Below are 14,105 nucleotides of genomic sequence, written 5' to 3' on the forward strand. Positions count from 1 at the left end.
GGACAGAGATGTTGAACACTGGGACGAACAGGCCTGCGAAGAAGAAGCTGCTGGCAAACCTCGCCTTCTGGCGTGGGCCGCGCCCGGACTTCCATGTCGACAAGGCCGGTCCCGTGCTCGTGGCCGGCTGGGCCTGGTGGCCGCATCGGCCGGGCGAGCGGATCACCATCGAAATCCTCAACGGCACGCAGGTGCTGGCAACGGTGGAAGCCAGCCAGTTCCGCGACGACCTCATGAAGGCCGGCAAGGGCGACGGCGCCCACGGCTTCACGGTCACCCTGCCGGAGCCGGGCGCGACCGGGCGGCTCGGCCTGCGCTGCAAGGGCGCGCGCCGCCCGTTCTGGCAGGCGCCGCGCGTTGCCACCGGCAAGGTCGAATTCCACATCGACAGCAAGACGCCGGGCCGCATCACCGGCTGGGCCTGGCTGCCCAAGCGCCCCGGCGAGCGGGCGCATATCGAGGCGGTGGCCGACGGACGGGTGGTCGCCAGCACCACGGCAAATGCCTATCGCGAGGACCTGAAGCTCGCCGGCAAGGGCGATGGCGCCCATGCCTTCGCCCTGGTGCTGCCGGAGGAGGTGGCGAAGACGCCGCCGGGGCGGCTCAGCCTGCGCCTCGCCGGGGCCCGCGTGCCCTTCCACATCTTCCCGCAGGCAGCGGCCGCCGCCGCGCTCGACTTCCATGTCGATGCGGTCGATGACGAGGGGGTCGTCGGCTGGATCTGGGCGCCCTCGACGCCGGAAAAGCGGCTGCCGCTGGAACTGGTCGAGGACGGCGTCGTGCTGGCCGAAACCGTCGCCGACATCTACCGCCAGGACCTTGCCGATGCCGGCAAGGCGGGCGGCTCCTGCAGTTTCCGTTTCGCCATCCCGGCCGTGCTGCGCGACGGGCGCCCGCACACCATCGAACTGCGCTGCAAGGGGCGGCCCAAGCCCTTCCACGTGGTCGAGAGCCGCAGCTTCGCCAAGATCCGCTGCGACCTGACGCTGCTGACGCCGCTCGCCGTCGACGGTGCGGCCTGGCTGCCGCAGAATTCCGGCGCGGCGGTGGAGATCGAGATTTCGCTGGACGGCAAGATCGTCCACCAGGGTACGACGGACGCGCTGCACGCCTTCTCCTGGCGCGCGCAGCCGGGCGATATCGCCGCGCTGGCGAAGACGGCGGGCAAGGACGGCCTGGTCCAGGTGCGGGTCGCCGTTCTCGCCAATGGCCAGCAGGTGAGTTCGGCGCGCGTGCTGCTCACGGTCGCGGCGGACGGTGCGCTGGCGCTGGTGGTGCAGGAGATCTCCGACCGCAGGATCGCGGGGCAGGGGCTGCTGCTGACGGCAACGAACGGCACTTGCGGCCTGTGGGTGGGCGAGCGGCAGGTGGCGGATCTGCCCGCCGCGCCCGGCTTTGCCTTCGATGTCGCCGTGCCGGCGCTGCACCTGGAGGACGGCACCCATGCCGTTCGCATCGATGTGGCCGGCGCGGATGGCGCGGCACCGGTCAAGGCATTTGCCAGGGAGCTTGCGTTCCAGCGCTTCGATCTTGCCCTCGACATCGCCGACGACCGCATTGCCGGCGTGGTCACCGACCGCTGGCAGGCCAACCGCGAGACGGCGGTCGAGATCCTGATCGACGACAAGCCGGTGGCGATCGAGATCGCTCGCGGTCTGCCGGACGACGAGGCCGGCATCGGCCGCTTCTCCGTCGGCATTTCGGCGCGCTGGCGCGACGGGCTGCCGCATCGGGTCGAGGCGCGCATCGTCGGCGACGCGCGTCGCTGGCCCGAGCGGCCGATCCTGTTCCAGGCGGGCGAGCCGAAGACCAATGCGCTGGCGCGGGTCGAGCAGGTCGATGGCGCCGTCTGCGGCTGGGTGCTGCTGCCCTGGGACGGCGAGGCCGTCGCCGAGGTGTCGCTGATCGTCGACGGCAAGGTGGTGGAAACGCGCGCGGCCGGCGATCCGCATCCGCAGCTTGCCGCCGAGAGCTTCCTCACCGACGCGCATGGCTTCCGCTTCGAGCGCCGTCTGGCGCCCGGCTCCGCCATCCAGGTGCGTGCGTCCTACCAGGGCCGGGTGCTGCTGGAGCAGGCGCTCGCGCTGACGGGCGGTGCCTTCCGGCTGGAAGATGCCGGCCACAGCCGCACCGGCGCCTGCTTCGTGCTGCCCGATCCTCTCGCCAATGCGCAGTCGCGCGAGGAGGCGCGCGCCGTGCTGCTGGCAGCCGTCGCCGCCGCCCGCGCCGGGATTGCCCCGTTCACCATCGTGTCCTGCGGCCACCGCGCCTCGCTGCGCGGGACGAGCGGCGATCTCGAGCCGCTGGTGGTGGATCTGGTCGGCCGGGAGAATGCCGGCCTGCTGGCCTCGGCCGCCTTCGTGCCGCTGCCGCCGGCGGTGCTGCCGTCGACGGCCGGCGGCGCGCAGGAGCGGGCCTATGCGCTGGACCTGTGGGCGCGGGCCAATGCCTTCTCGCTGATCGCCGGCACCAGCCGGTCCGGCATCCTCGCCTATTGCGCCACCTCGCGCCGCCAGGGCCTGCTGCCGGCGACGACGCAGGTGGTGGTGCTGGCCGACACCTTCGCGGTGCAGGATCTGCTCGACCGCGACCAGTTGCTGGACCGGTCCGACCTGCTGATGGAAGAGGCGCTGGAAAAGGCCGCGCTCGCCGCCTGCACCCGCGTCCTTGCTCCCTCGGCCGAGGTGCTGGGGACCTGCGCCGCCCTGGAGCCGTCGATCGCCGAGCGCGCGCGCGTCGTCCCAGTGGAGATCGGCTCCGCGGCAGGCGTCAGCGGCGCCCCGCGGGAGACGGGCGAGCGCCGCTGGCTGGTCTTCGCCGCGCCCTTGCGCACGCGCTCCGGGCTCGTGCAGATGTGCGACGCGCTGGACCGCCTGATGCGGCGGCCCGGCATCGACCCGGAAAGGCTCGGCATCGTCTTTGCCGGCACCGAGGACTGGCTGCGCGGCCGGCGCGCCGGCGCCTATCTGCGCGACCGGGCCCGCAAATGGCGCTTCGACCTGCGCATCCATCTCGACCTGACGCTCGACAGTTTCGCCGGCCTTCTCGGCGCCTATGCCGAAAACGGCCTCTCGGTACGCCTTCCGGCGGTCGAGGGCACCGTCTGGGAGGCGATGGCGGTCTCCGCCGGGCTCGCCGCCGCCGACCTGTCGTCCGTACGCGCCGGCAATGCCACCGACCTTGCCGACGCGCTGGAAGCCGCACTCGACGGCAGCCGGCCCGTGCTGCCGGCAGGCACCGTCGGCGGTGACATCGGCGCCGCGCTGGCGCGGGAGATCGCATCTGCCGCACCGCAGGTCGCTGAGGCCGCCCGCGCTGCGCCGCGCCCGCGCGTCAGCGTCTGCATCAGCCATTTCAACCGCACCAGCCTGCTGCGGCAGACGCTCGCCTCGGTGCTGGCCTGCGGCTACCCGGAGCTGGAGATCGTCGTCGTCGACGATGGCAGCGCCGTGCCGGGGATCGCCGGAGAACTGGCGGAGATCGAGGCCGAGCTTGCCGCCGTCAACGGCAGGATCGTGCGCCAGCCGAACAGCTATCTGGGCGCGGCCCGCAACACGGCGGTGCGCAATTCGACCGGCGAGCTGATCGTCTTCATGGACGACGACAACCTCGCCCATCCGGGCATGATCGACGCCTTTGTCGACGCGCATCTGGCGACGGGCGCCGACATCGTCACCTCGCGCTTTGCCATGTTCGACGGCACCGACGCGATCGAGCCGGGGCACGACATCCCGCGCGAGATCGGCGTGCCGCTGGTCCCCGATCTTGCCGTCGGCGTGCTGTCCAACTGCTTCGGCGATGCCAACATGCTGATCACCCGGGCCGCCTTCGAGACGATCGGCGGGTTCACCGAGGACTTCGGCCGCGGCCACGAGGACTGGGAACTGTTCGCGAGGGCCAGCACGCTCGGCCTGCGGCACGAGCTGCTGAACCGGGCGCATTTCTGGTACCGGGTCGCGGCGCAGAGCATGCTGCGCGGCCGCGAGAGCGCCCAGGTCGACTTCCAGCGCAACATCCGCGCCTATTCGCACGAGCTGCCGCACGGCATCCACCGCATGCTGATGCTGGCGCAGGGCCTGACCCAGCGCTGGGACAAGCCGGCGGTCGCGCCGCACCTGCCGGCCCGCAAGGGGCTCGCCGTTGCCGGACGGGTGGCCTATGGCCGCGTCGCCGTGATCATGCGCACCAAGGACCGGCCGCTCCTGCTGCGGCGCGCGCTCGACAGCGTGCTGGCGCAGACCTATACCGACTGGGCGCTGGTGGTGGTCAACGACGGCGGCGATCCCGAGCCGGTGCGCCGGCTGGTGGAGGCGCGCCGCGCCGCCTTCCAGGGGCGGGTGCTGGTGATCAACAATCCCGTCTCGACCGGCATGGAGAACGCCTCGAACGCCGGCGTCACCAATTCGGCGAGCGAGTTCCTCGTCGTGCATGACGACGACGACGCCTGGGATCCGACCTTCCTGGAACGCTGCATCGCCCATCTCGACACCTCGCCGCCCGATGTCGGCGGCGTCGTCACCCATGCGACCGTGGTGATCGAGGATATCGAGGGCGAGAACGTCATCGAGCGCAAGCGCTTTCTGTTCAAGGACATGGAGGCGCTGGAACTGACGCGGCTGTCGGTGGAGAACCAGTTCCCGCCGATCTCCTTCCTGTTCCGCCGGGTGGTGATGGAGACGGTCGGCCTGTTCGACGGCGAGCTGCCGGTGCTCGGCGACTGGGACTTCCACCTGCGCGCCGCCGAGCGGTTCCGCATCGACGTGCTGCGCGAGCCGCTGGCGTTCTATCACCACCGCTCCGCCGGGACCACCAGCCAGTACGGCAATACGGTGGTGGCCCAGAAGGACGTGCACCGGATCCAGCGGGCGCTCTACATCAACCGGCACATGCGCGAGGGACTGGCGAGTGGCCGGGGCGGCGCGGACAGCCAGATGCTCTACATGGGCGAATTGCACCGGGAGGTGACGGACGAGCTCCGGCAGATGCGCCAGCACATGCACTGGCTGGAGAAGCTGCTGATCGACCGGGGCGACCACATGAAGCATATCGAGAAGCTGATCACCCGCAAGCGCTGATCCGGCACCCGCGAAGGCAACGCCCATGACCCTGAACTATCTCGATCTGGACGCGGGGAGCCTGCCCGTTGCAGCGGTGGCGGCAAGGGAGGACGGTGCGAGCGATGGCCTGCCGCACGTCCTGCGCCGGCTTGCGCCTTTCGACGTGATTTCCTTCGATGTCTTCGAGACCCTGCTGCGGCGCGAGGGGATATTCCGGCCCATCGACCTGTTCCTGACGATCGGCGAGCGGGCGGGGCCGCTGCTCGGCCTTTCGGCCGCGGACTTCGCGCGCCTGCGGATGCGCAGCGAGCGCGAGGCGCGCTGCGCGCTGGAACAGCGGCGGGGCCGGGAGGTGACGCTCGCGGAGATGTACGCGCGCATGGACGCGCTGCTGCCGACCCTCGGGCGGCCGCGCGTGGCGCAGGCGGCGCTGGAGGCGGCGCAGCGGATCGAGCAGGAGGTCGAACTGGAGCACCTGCGCCCCGTCCCGGGCGTCGAGCCGATCTACCATTGGGCGGTCAGGGCCGGAAAGCGCGTCGTCCTCGTCTCGGACTTCTACTCCTCCGCCGAATTCATCAACGCGGCGCTTTCGCGCAACGGCTATGAGGGGCACGAGCGGCTGTTCGTCTCCTGCGACATCGACCACACCAAGCATCACGGCGATCTCTACGCCCATGTCTGCGAGGAGATGGGCGTGGCGCCGCGGCAGATCGCCCATGTCGGCGACAATCCGTGGTCGGACGGCTCGCGGGCGCTGCAGGCCGGCATCGCGCATTTGCGGGTCGCCAATCCGGCGGGCCGACTTGTCGGACGCTGGCGGATCGACTGGCGCAATCCGAGCCCGCAGCCCTCCAGCGCGGTGTTCGCCAGCGTTGCGGACGACCTCTTCGGCTCCGGCATCGCGCCGCGCGAGCCGGAGCACATGCCGGTGCTGCAGCGGGTCGGGCGCGAATGCCTCGGGCCGCTGCTGTTCGGCATGGCCGGCTGGCTGCACCGGGAGGCGCAGGCGAACGAGACGCCGGCGCTGCATTTCTGCTCGCGCGACGGCTTGGTGATGAAGCAGGCCTTCGACCTGTTCCGCCGCCGCTTCGGCACGAGGACGGAAAGCCGCTACCTGATGGTGTCGCGCCAGGCGATCTACCGGGCCCGCGCGGTGAGCGAGCCGGAGGCGGCGGCCGCGCTGTTCGCCCAGAACTGGGCCCGCCTGACCCCGGCCGACGCGCTGGCGCGCTGGGGGCTCGACCCGCACGCCTTCGCGGCTGAGATCCGGGCTGCGGGCTTCTCGTCGCCGCAGGACGTGGTGGCGATCGGCGACAAGGCCGGGGCAGGGCGGTTCGCCAAGCTGTTCGAGGCGTGCCGCGAAGCGCTGCAGGCCGCCAACGAGGCGCATGCGGATCTCTTCGCCGACTATCTGGCGCAGGAAGGCGTGACGGGCGCCGAGGCGGTGACGCTGGTCGATATCGGCTGGCACGGCTCGCTGCAGAAGGGGCTTGGCGAGGTGCTGCGCGCACGCGGCTGGCATGGCCGGCTGTCGGGACGCTATCTCGGTCTTTTCCTGGACAGGGCGACGCTCGCCGGGTTCGACGCGGCCGGTTATCTCTTCTCGCTCGACGGGACCTTGCGGGCACAGGCCCTGCGCAAGAGCCCGAGCCTGGTCGAACTGCTGCACACAGCGGGGCACGGCTCGACGGCCGGCTATCGCCGCACGGCGGATGGCATCACCGCGGTGTGCGAAGAGCGCCCCGACGAGGAGCGCCAGCATGCGGAAGCCATCGGCCCGATCCAGCGGGCCGCGCTCGCCTTTGTCGAGGAGATGCTCGCCAATCCCCGCCTCGGCCCGCAGCCGCTCGATCCGGCCGATGCCTTCCGCGGCCTCGACCGGCTGCTCAGCCGGCCGTCCCGCGACGAGATCGAGGTGATCGGCCGGCTGCGGATCGCGGCGAATTATGGCGCCACCGCGACCAGCACTGCCTTGACGGATCGCTCCCCGGAAGGCTATCGACTGTGGAATGTGGGGTGAGTTGAGCTTTTTGCCGCAAGAAGAACCAGGGAAAGAGAATGGCTGTCGTTCTGAATAACCATAATATCGTTTATTTCCCGGTTCCCAAGACAGCGTGTACCTCCCTGAAGATGCTCATGTTCGAGTTGAACAATGGGCGCAAGTTCGAGATGTATGAAGAGGACGGCGTTCTCAAGCACATCCATAACGCTGCTTACGGAACGCCATCGTTCATCGATGTGGACAGAGCCCCTTTTGCCGGCATGACACGTCTTGCGGTCATTCGCGATCCGATCGCCCGTCTGCTCTCGGCCTACAGCAATCGCGTGGCGTTCCATCGGGAGCTTTCGGAAGATCATATCGATGCCGATCTGGCATCGCGCCTGGGCGTCCATCCCAATCCGTCACCTGATCATTTCTTCAACAATATCGGCAAGTTCCGTATTCTTTCCGGCTCCATCAAGCATCACACGGATCCGGTATCCGCGTTTCTTGGTCCGGACCTTGCCTATTACCACCGCGTGTTTCGTATCGAGGACATCGGAGGCTTGGTCGAGCTTTTGTCCAATGCGGTCGGTCACCCCCTAGAGCTCGGCCGCGAGCAGGTGGGAGGCGACAAGATCAAGTTTGAGGATCTTGGCCATCGCGCGCAAAGAAATCTTGTTGAGTATTGTTACGGAGATTACGCGTTGATGAGAGGCTACTATTATATGCAGGCACGGTTATAAATAATAGTTGCCTTGAATTGTTTCAAAGGGGCCTCTCTCCACGAGAATGGTTCTGGTGGTTTCCATGGTTACGATACCAGATTCAGATCTTGCTGTGAGAGCGGCTGCAAATCACGGAATCGAACGGTTAGGAGTTTCTGAACGCGATATCGCTATATCCATAAGGATGGAAAGCGAAGTGGGTGACCTGGAGCTTGTTGCTTGAAACCGTCTCGCAAACTGCTTTGTGCACGCCATATGGAATCGCTTCGAGAGCGCTCCAGACAACAAAGTCATTGCACAGGATGTATCCGCCCTTCTTGACCTTTTTCAAGGAGGCGGCCAGGTCCTTCTTGACCATCTCGTATCCGTGCCCGGCATCGATATAGGCAAAGTCGAAATATTCGTCCTCGAATTCTTCCAGGAGATCCCAGGAAGAGCCTTCGCGAGTGACGACCGTGCCGGCCTCCAATTCCTGCTCGACATGCTCCTTGCGGAACGGGGTGTAGTCGATATCAAGCAGGTAGAGTTTTTGCGGCTTCGCCAGATCCATCAAGGTTCTGGCAAAGCGACCGGTCTGCGTTCCAACCTCGACGCCGATCCCCCCCTTGGGAAGATCCGCAATGATGTCTTCTCTGCGCGGAAGCACCTTGCAGCCTGCGAGAAGCTCCCGGGGGATTGCCGGTGACGCACCGCTGATCAGGAACTCGGGAGGGGAGCCGGTCTCACGACGATAGGTTCGAAGATTGTCCTGAAAAGTCTTGAGTGCAGCGTAGACGTTCGTGCGGAGCTGTTCTTCACTCACAGGCAGGTCCTTTCCAGGCGTATTCAGGCGTTGAAGCGTCGATGGCAGGGGGGCTCGCCAGCGTGCAAACTGTTGTCGACACGTGTAGAGGATCGAGGCTCAACTGTCACCATTTCGGGCGAATTATCCTCGACATAGGCAGCGGCTGTTATCCTGACGCAGGTGCAGGACAAAGGAGCCGCTGGATGGCCGACGCTTCCCTCAATCTGTCTCTTCCTCTGCTGCAGGCTTCGCAGGCGCAGAAGCACATTACGCAGAACGAGGCGCTGCTGATCCTCGACGGTCTCGTCCAACTGGCGGTGCTGTCGAGGTCGCAGGACACGCCGCCAACCGATCCCGGCGACGGCGCGCGATACGTGATCGCCGGGGCCGGCCAGGGAGAATGGGCGGGCCAGGGCGGCAAGCTGGCCCGCAGGCACGCAGGCGCCTGGGCGTTCCACACGCCCCGCGCCGGCTGGCTCGCCTGGGTGGTGGACGAGGAGCGCCTGCTCCTGCATGACGGTGAGGGGTGGGGCGATCTTCCCGCCGCATTCGGCATGCTCGGTGTCAATGCCACGGCGGACGCAACCAACCGGCTGGCGGTGCGCGGTCCGGCAAGCCTGTTCGATGGGGGATCAGGCGATCATTCCCTCAAGGTGAGCAAGGCGGCGACGGGCAACGCCGCCGGCGTGATGTTCCAGTCCGGCTATTCGGGACGGGCGGAACTGGGGCTTCTCGGCTCGGACGATCTGCAGTTGAAAGTGTCCGCCGATGGCACGGAATGGGTTCAGGCCGTCACGGTCGATCGCGCCAATGGTCATGTCGGCATCGGCAAGGCGCCGGGCCCCGTGCGGCTGGAGGTGTCCGGCGGCATTCGCGGGACGTCTTCGACTGCGGTTTTTCTCCAGTTGATCAATAGCGGGACCAGCGGAACCCAGGCCTGGATCGGCATCCCGGACTGGAACCGCTCGGCCTTCTATATCTACGGCTCGCAAGTGGACATCATGTCGATGTACGACACGCCGACGCGCTCGCACCGGCTTTTCGCCGGCGGCAGCGAGCGGATCCGGATCGCCAGCGGCGGCGAGGTCGGTGTCGGAACGACAACGCCGACGGCGCGGCTGCACGTGGCGGGGCCGGTGCGCACCGGGTCCTATCTCAAGGCCGCGCTGCCGTCCGCCGCGAGTGTCGGGGCCGGCACGCTCGCCTATGTCTCGGATGCGGCCGGAGGGGCGCAATTCGCCTATTCCGACGGGTCGCAATGGCTGAAGCTGCGCGACGGCAATCCGGTTTGAGATGTGGAAACTGCCCATTGCCCGCTCGGGAACTGGTAGTCGCTTGCCCGCTGGTCTAGGTATGGTTGCCGACAACCCGACGAGCAGGAGCCTCACAATGACCATGCAAGGTCAGCCCCCCGACTTGGGTGCGCTCGCGGACAGATACGGTTCGGACAAGGGCTATCGCAACCGCGACGCGCACGGCTATACCGCCGTATATGACCTGCTGCTTGCCCATCGCAGGGCCGAGCCGCTCAATTTCCTTGAGATCGGACTGCTGGTCGGTGGGCCGGAGGCGACGGGCGGCAGTGCCCGTCGCGAGACCGTCGATGCACCGTCGGTCAGGATGTGGTTGGACTATCTGCCGAATGCACAGGTCTTCGGCTTCGACATCTCCGATTTCTCGGCCGTTTCGCTTGAGCGTTTCACGTTCGTGCAGGGGGATATGGGAGACCCTGTGGACCTTGCGCGACTGCGGGGTGCGTGTCCGGAGGGCTTCGATGTCGTGGTGGACGACGGATCGCATGCCTCGTGGCATCAGCAGACGGCGTTCATCGAGCTGTTTCCGGCGCTCGTTCCAGGCGGCACCTACGTGATCGAGGATCTCCACTGGCAGCCGGAGCAGATCGAAAACCTGCGGCAGGTACCCAAAACGGTAGAGCTTTTCTCCCGCTATCTTTTGGATGGCAGGTTCGCGGAAACAGGAGACATTCCCGAAGAGCGCTATCTGGAGGTGGCCTCGCAGATTGCCGGCGTGACGTTCGTCAACGAGGCGGGCCTGTCCACCGGCCCCGCCAAGATGGTGATCATCCGCAAGAAGGCCGCAGGGGAACTGCTGCCTTCGCGCAGCTATCATCGCTCAAGAGTTCTCCAGCGTCTTGGCAACGCGGAAGAGGCAACGCGATGGGCACGCATTGCCGAGGCGGAAGACCCGTCGCATTTCGATGCGGCGCATGAACATGCAAGGGCCAGGTTTTCAGTGGAAGGATCAAGTCCAGCGGTTGTGGATCTGGCGCGCGGGCTCGTCGCGCGGTTTCCCGACCGGGATCGAGGAATGGTACTCGCGGCCTGGATCTTCTCCCGTCGTCCGGAGCACCTTGCGGAAGCTGTCGCCCTTCAGCGCAGGGCGGTCGAACGTGCCCCCGGCGTTGCGGGCTACCGGGTGACGCTGGCGCATCTGCTGCGGCGCTCGGGAGAGCACGATATGGCCCGCTCGGTTCTGGAAGAGACCGTACAGTTGTTTGCCGACAATGACCTTGCGCGCCAACGGCTCGCGGAACTCTCGCAAGGGAGCACCGCGTGACCCTTCGTCCGAACCTGTTGCGCAAGGCGGCGCTGGCGACCGCCTTCGACCATTTCACGGGGCGGCCGAAGACCGCCTATCCGACGCGCTATCACTATGTGGAGATCTGCGCAGCCGAACTGGCGGCGGCCGGGCTGCGGCTCGGGCGCATCGGCCAGCACGGCTTGATGCTGACCGACGGGGAGGGCCGGAGCCTTGCCGTGGTCGTGCGCTATGTGACGGCGCGCGACCTGCGGCTGCTGGCGGCGTTTCGCGCCAAGGGCGGGCGGATCGCCTATCTCCTCGACGACGATCTGTGGGCGATGGCCAGCGACACGCGCCTCGATCCCCGCTACCGGGGGCGGATGGCGCGGTTCCTCGCGACCCTCTTCCCCAGGCTGCGCGATCTCGTCGACGTGGCGGTCGCGCCCAACCGCCGGCTGCTCGAGCGGCTGGCGCCGGTACCGGGCGCCTTCCTGCATCCGGCCGACCTTGCGCCGACCGACGATCTTTCGCATTTCGACAGGGAGGACGGCGAGACCCGCGTCCTGTTCCTCGGCACGGCGACCCATGCGGAGGACTTCGCGGCTGTCGCCTCCGGTCTTGCCGAAGCGCTCAGCGCCGAGCCGGGCCTGCGCCTCGAGACCTTCCTGGGAGGCAAGGGCGAGGCCTTGCTGCCGGCCTCGCGGCAGGTCGCGCATAGGGCGCCGATGGTGCTGGAGGATTTTCAGCGCTGGCTGAACAGGGCGCGGCACCATGTGGCGCTGGCGCCTTACGCCGTCAATCCGGTCAATGACGGGCGCTCGATCATCAAGCTGCATCAGCATGCGGTGGCGGGCGCCGCCGGCATCTATACGCCGACGGCGGTGTTCGGTCCGGTGATCGAGGACGGCCACAGCGGCCTCTTTGCCGCGCATGAGCCTGCGGCGTTCCGCGATGCGGTGCTGGCGCTCGTCCGCGACAGGGCGAAGGCGCGGGCGATCGCGGAAGGCGGCATCGCGCTCAGCCGCCGGCTCGGCGACCGGACGGCGGTCGCCGGGTTCTGGGCGCGCCTTGTCGCCGGAGGGACCGGCGACGCGTGAGCCTTACGAGACGAGCCGCCGGTAGATCGCCGGCAGGGCGCCGGGCAACCGCTCCGGATCGGCGATGATCGCGTAGGAGCCCTTGCCGAACAGGTAGGGGAAGTAATCGCGCGCGGCCTCGTCGACGGTGACGCCGAAGACGGTGAGGCCCTCCCGCCTCGCCTCGCGGATCGCCTCGCGCGTGTCCTCGATCCCGTAGCGCCCCTCGTAATAGTCGATGTCGTTCGGCTTGCCGTCGGTCAGCAGCAGCAGCAGGCGGTGGCGCTGCGGCCGCTCGACGAGCTGCCGGGCGACATGGCGGATCGCCGCGCCCATGCGGGTGTACTGGCCGGGCCGCAAGGCCGCGATGCGGCGCTCGACGGCGGACCCGAGCGGTTCGTCGAAGGTCTTCACCGTGTCGACCCGCACGCTCTGGCGCCGGCGCGAGGTGAAGGTATAGACCGCGTGCTCGTCGCCGCAGGCGGTCAGCCCGTGGGTGAGGGCGAGCAGCGCCGCCTTTTCGACATCGAGGACGCGGTGCCCGCCGATCCAGGCGTCGGTCGACAGCGACACATCCATCAGCACGGCGACGGAGAGGTCCCGCTCCACGGCGCGGCCGCAGGTGAAGACGTTCTCGCTGCCCGCACTGCCGGCCCGCCGGTCGGCCTCGGCGCGCACCAGGGCGGAAAGGTCGAGTTCGTCGCCGTCCGGCTGGCCGTGCAGCACGAGGCGCCGCGGCCGCAGGGCCTCGAACTGCCGCCGCACGGCGCGGATGCGCCGCCGCAAGCCGTCGTCGGGGAGCCAGACCTCGCCGGTCTCGGGCGCGCGCGCGGCGATGACGCGGCAGTGGTCCGGCCGGTGGGCCCGCCGCTTCCAGTCCCATTCCGGATAGGTCAGCCCTTCGGCAAGGCTTCCGTCCTCGGCCTCGGACGGAGCAAGGTCGAGATCCATCTTGAGGCGGACGCCGGCCTTCTGCCGATTGCTGCCGATGGTCAGTTCGCTGATGTCGTCGGCCGCCTGCCGGGCGCCGTCCTCGTCGTCGTCGTCCACCCGGCGGTTGACGTTGACCATCTCGGCCAGCGAGAAGATCGTCTCGAAGCGGTGGAAGTAGAGCGGATCGCCGCGGTCGCTCATGTCGGTGTCGCGCCGCTCGGCCTGGCGGCGGCGGGCGTCGACGGCAATTGAGGTGCCGGAGGGCTCGTCGGCATCGTCGGGGCGGGGCGTGCCGGTCTCCTCGCGGATCTCGCCGAACAGCGGCACCGGCAGATAGGTGCGGTAGCCGCGCGGGGCCTTGACACCGGCAAGATCCGCGTCCGGGTTCTCGATGAGAGCGAGGAGATCTTCTCCGGCATCGCCGCGCTGTCCGGCGAGCAGGGCGCGGATCGCCTGTTCGACGCGCAGCTCGGCCGCAGGGAGAGCACGCTGCGGGCGAACGGCAAGGGCCGCCGCGCGCAACCGGTGGAACAGCGGGCGCAGACCGGGCCACGCCTGCAGGGTGGCGCGGGTGGTGGCGATGGACTGGCGCAGCCGCAGCAGGTCGTCGACCAGCGGATCGCCGCTTCGTGCCGCCCCCGCTCCGGCATGGGCGAACCAGCAGACCAGCCACTCGTACAGGGCGACATTGTCCGTCCGCTCGGGAAAGCTGTCGATGACGGCCGGCAGCCGCAGCGTCGAGCTGTCGAGGATCGCAACATCCATCCGTTCGGCGCCGAGCCCGACGCGCCGCAGCAGCGACAGCCGGTGCGCGGACACCGTCGGAGCGCTCTCGACAAGGCGCAGCGCGCCGTTGCCGCCCATCGCCCGAAACAGCACGCCGAGCCGGCCGCGCAGGCCGGCAAGCGTCACCGCCGCATCCGGATGATGGGGCAGGGTGGTGAGGCCGCCGACCAGCCTGTGCCAGTGCGACCCGACGAATTCCTCCGGCTCGAACAGCGACAT

At 68.2% G+C, this 14,105-nt stretch carries 8 protein-coding genes; 6 read left to right on the forward strand and 2 right to left on the reverse strand.

Annotated elements, in window-relative coordinates; translation table 11 throughout:
• Positions 1-8 precede the first annotated feature (8 nt).
• The 3 genes from TSB10GB4_RS04420 to TSB10GB4_RS04430 are packed head-to-tail and all read left to right on the forward strand — an operon-like array spanning position 9 to position 7,784.
• Positions 9-5,075 (forward strand): glycosyltransferase, encoded by a 5,067-nt coding sequence (locus tag TSB10GB4_RS04420; protein WP_186394717.1) that lies wholly within the window; start codon positions 9-11, stop codon positions 5,073-5,075.
• Positions 5,076-5,100: 25 nt separating this feature from the next.
• The gene (locus TSB10GB4_RS04425; RefSeq protein ID WP_186394718.1) at positions 5,101-7,077 is read left to right on the forward strand and encodes an HAD-IA family hydrolase; all 1,977 of its coding nucleotides are present in this window, start codon (positions 5,101-5,103) and stop codon (positions 7,075-7,077) included.
• Between the two features lie 38 nt (positions 7,078-7,115).
• The gene (locus TSB10GB4_RS04430) at positions 7,116-7,784 is read left to right on the forward strand and encodes a sulfotransferase family 2 domain-containing protein (RefSeq protein ID WP_186389784.1); all 669 of its coding nucleotides are present in this window, start codon (positions 7,116-7,118) and stop codon (positions 7,782-7,784) included.
• Positions 7,785-7,911: 127 nt separating this feature from the next.
• On the opposite strand, the gene TSB10GB4_RS04435 is transcribed toward TSB10GB4_RS04430, so the two are convergent.
• A complete protein-coding gene (locus TSB10GB4_RS04435) occupies positions 7,912-8,568 on the reverse strand; it encodes a class I SAM-dependent methyltransferase (RefSeq protein WP_186394719.1) in 657 nt (218 codons plus the stop codon).
• A 185-nt stretch (positions 8,569-8,753) separates the two neighbouring features.
• Here TSB10GB4_RS04435 and TSB10GB4_RS04440 point away from each other — a divergent pair, with 185 nt between their 5' ends.
• The 3 genes from TSB10GB4_RS04440 to TSB10GB4_RS04450 all read left to right on the forward strand — a co-directional run bounded on the left by TSB10GB4_RS04440 (position 8,754) and on the right by TSB10GB4_RS04450 (position 12,188).
• A complete protein-coding gene (locus TSB10GB4_RS04440) occupies positions 8,754-9,842 on the forward strand; it encodes a DUF2793 domain-containing protein (protein WP_186394720.1) in 1,089 nt (362 codons plus the stop codon).
• A gap of 97 nt (positions 9,843-9,939) precedes the next feature.
• Positions 9,940-11,127: a hypothetical protein gene (locus TSB10GB4_RS04445; protein ID WP_186394721.1), complete on the forward strand. Its 1,188-nt coding sequence runs from the start codon at positions 9,940-9,942 to the stop codon at positions 11,125-11,127.
• The gene (locus TSB10GB4_RS04450; protein WP_186394722.1) at positions 11,124-12,188 is read left to right on the forward strand and encodes a hypothetical protein; all 1,065 of its coding nucleotides are present in this window, start codon (positions 11,124-11,126) and stop codon (positions 12,186-12,188) included. Before TSB10GB4_RS04445 ends, TSB10GB4_RS04450 begins: the two co-directional genes overlap by 4 nt.
• 3 nt (positions 12,189-12,191) lie before the next feature.
• On the opposite strand, the gene TSB10GB4_RS04455 is transcribed toward TSB10GB4_RS04450, so the two are convergent.
• Positions 12,192-14,105: a nitric oxide reductase activation protein NorD gene (locus tag TSB10GB4_RS04455; protein ID WP_186394723.1), complete on the reverse strand. Its 1,914-nt coding sequence runs from the start codon at positions 14,103-14,105 to the stop codon at positions 12,192-12,194.

It is taken from the genome of Stappia sp. TSB10GB4, from assembly GCF_900185745.1.
Classification (GTDB): domain Bacteria; phylum Pseudomonadota; class Alphaproteobacteria; order Rhizobiales; family Stappiaceae; genus Stappia.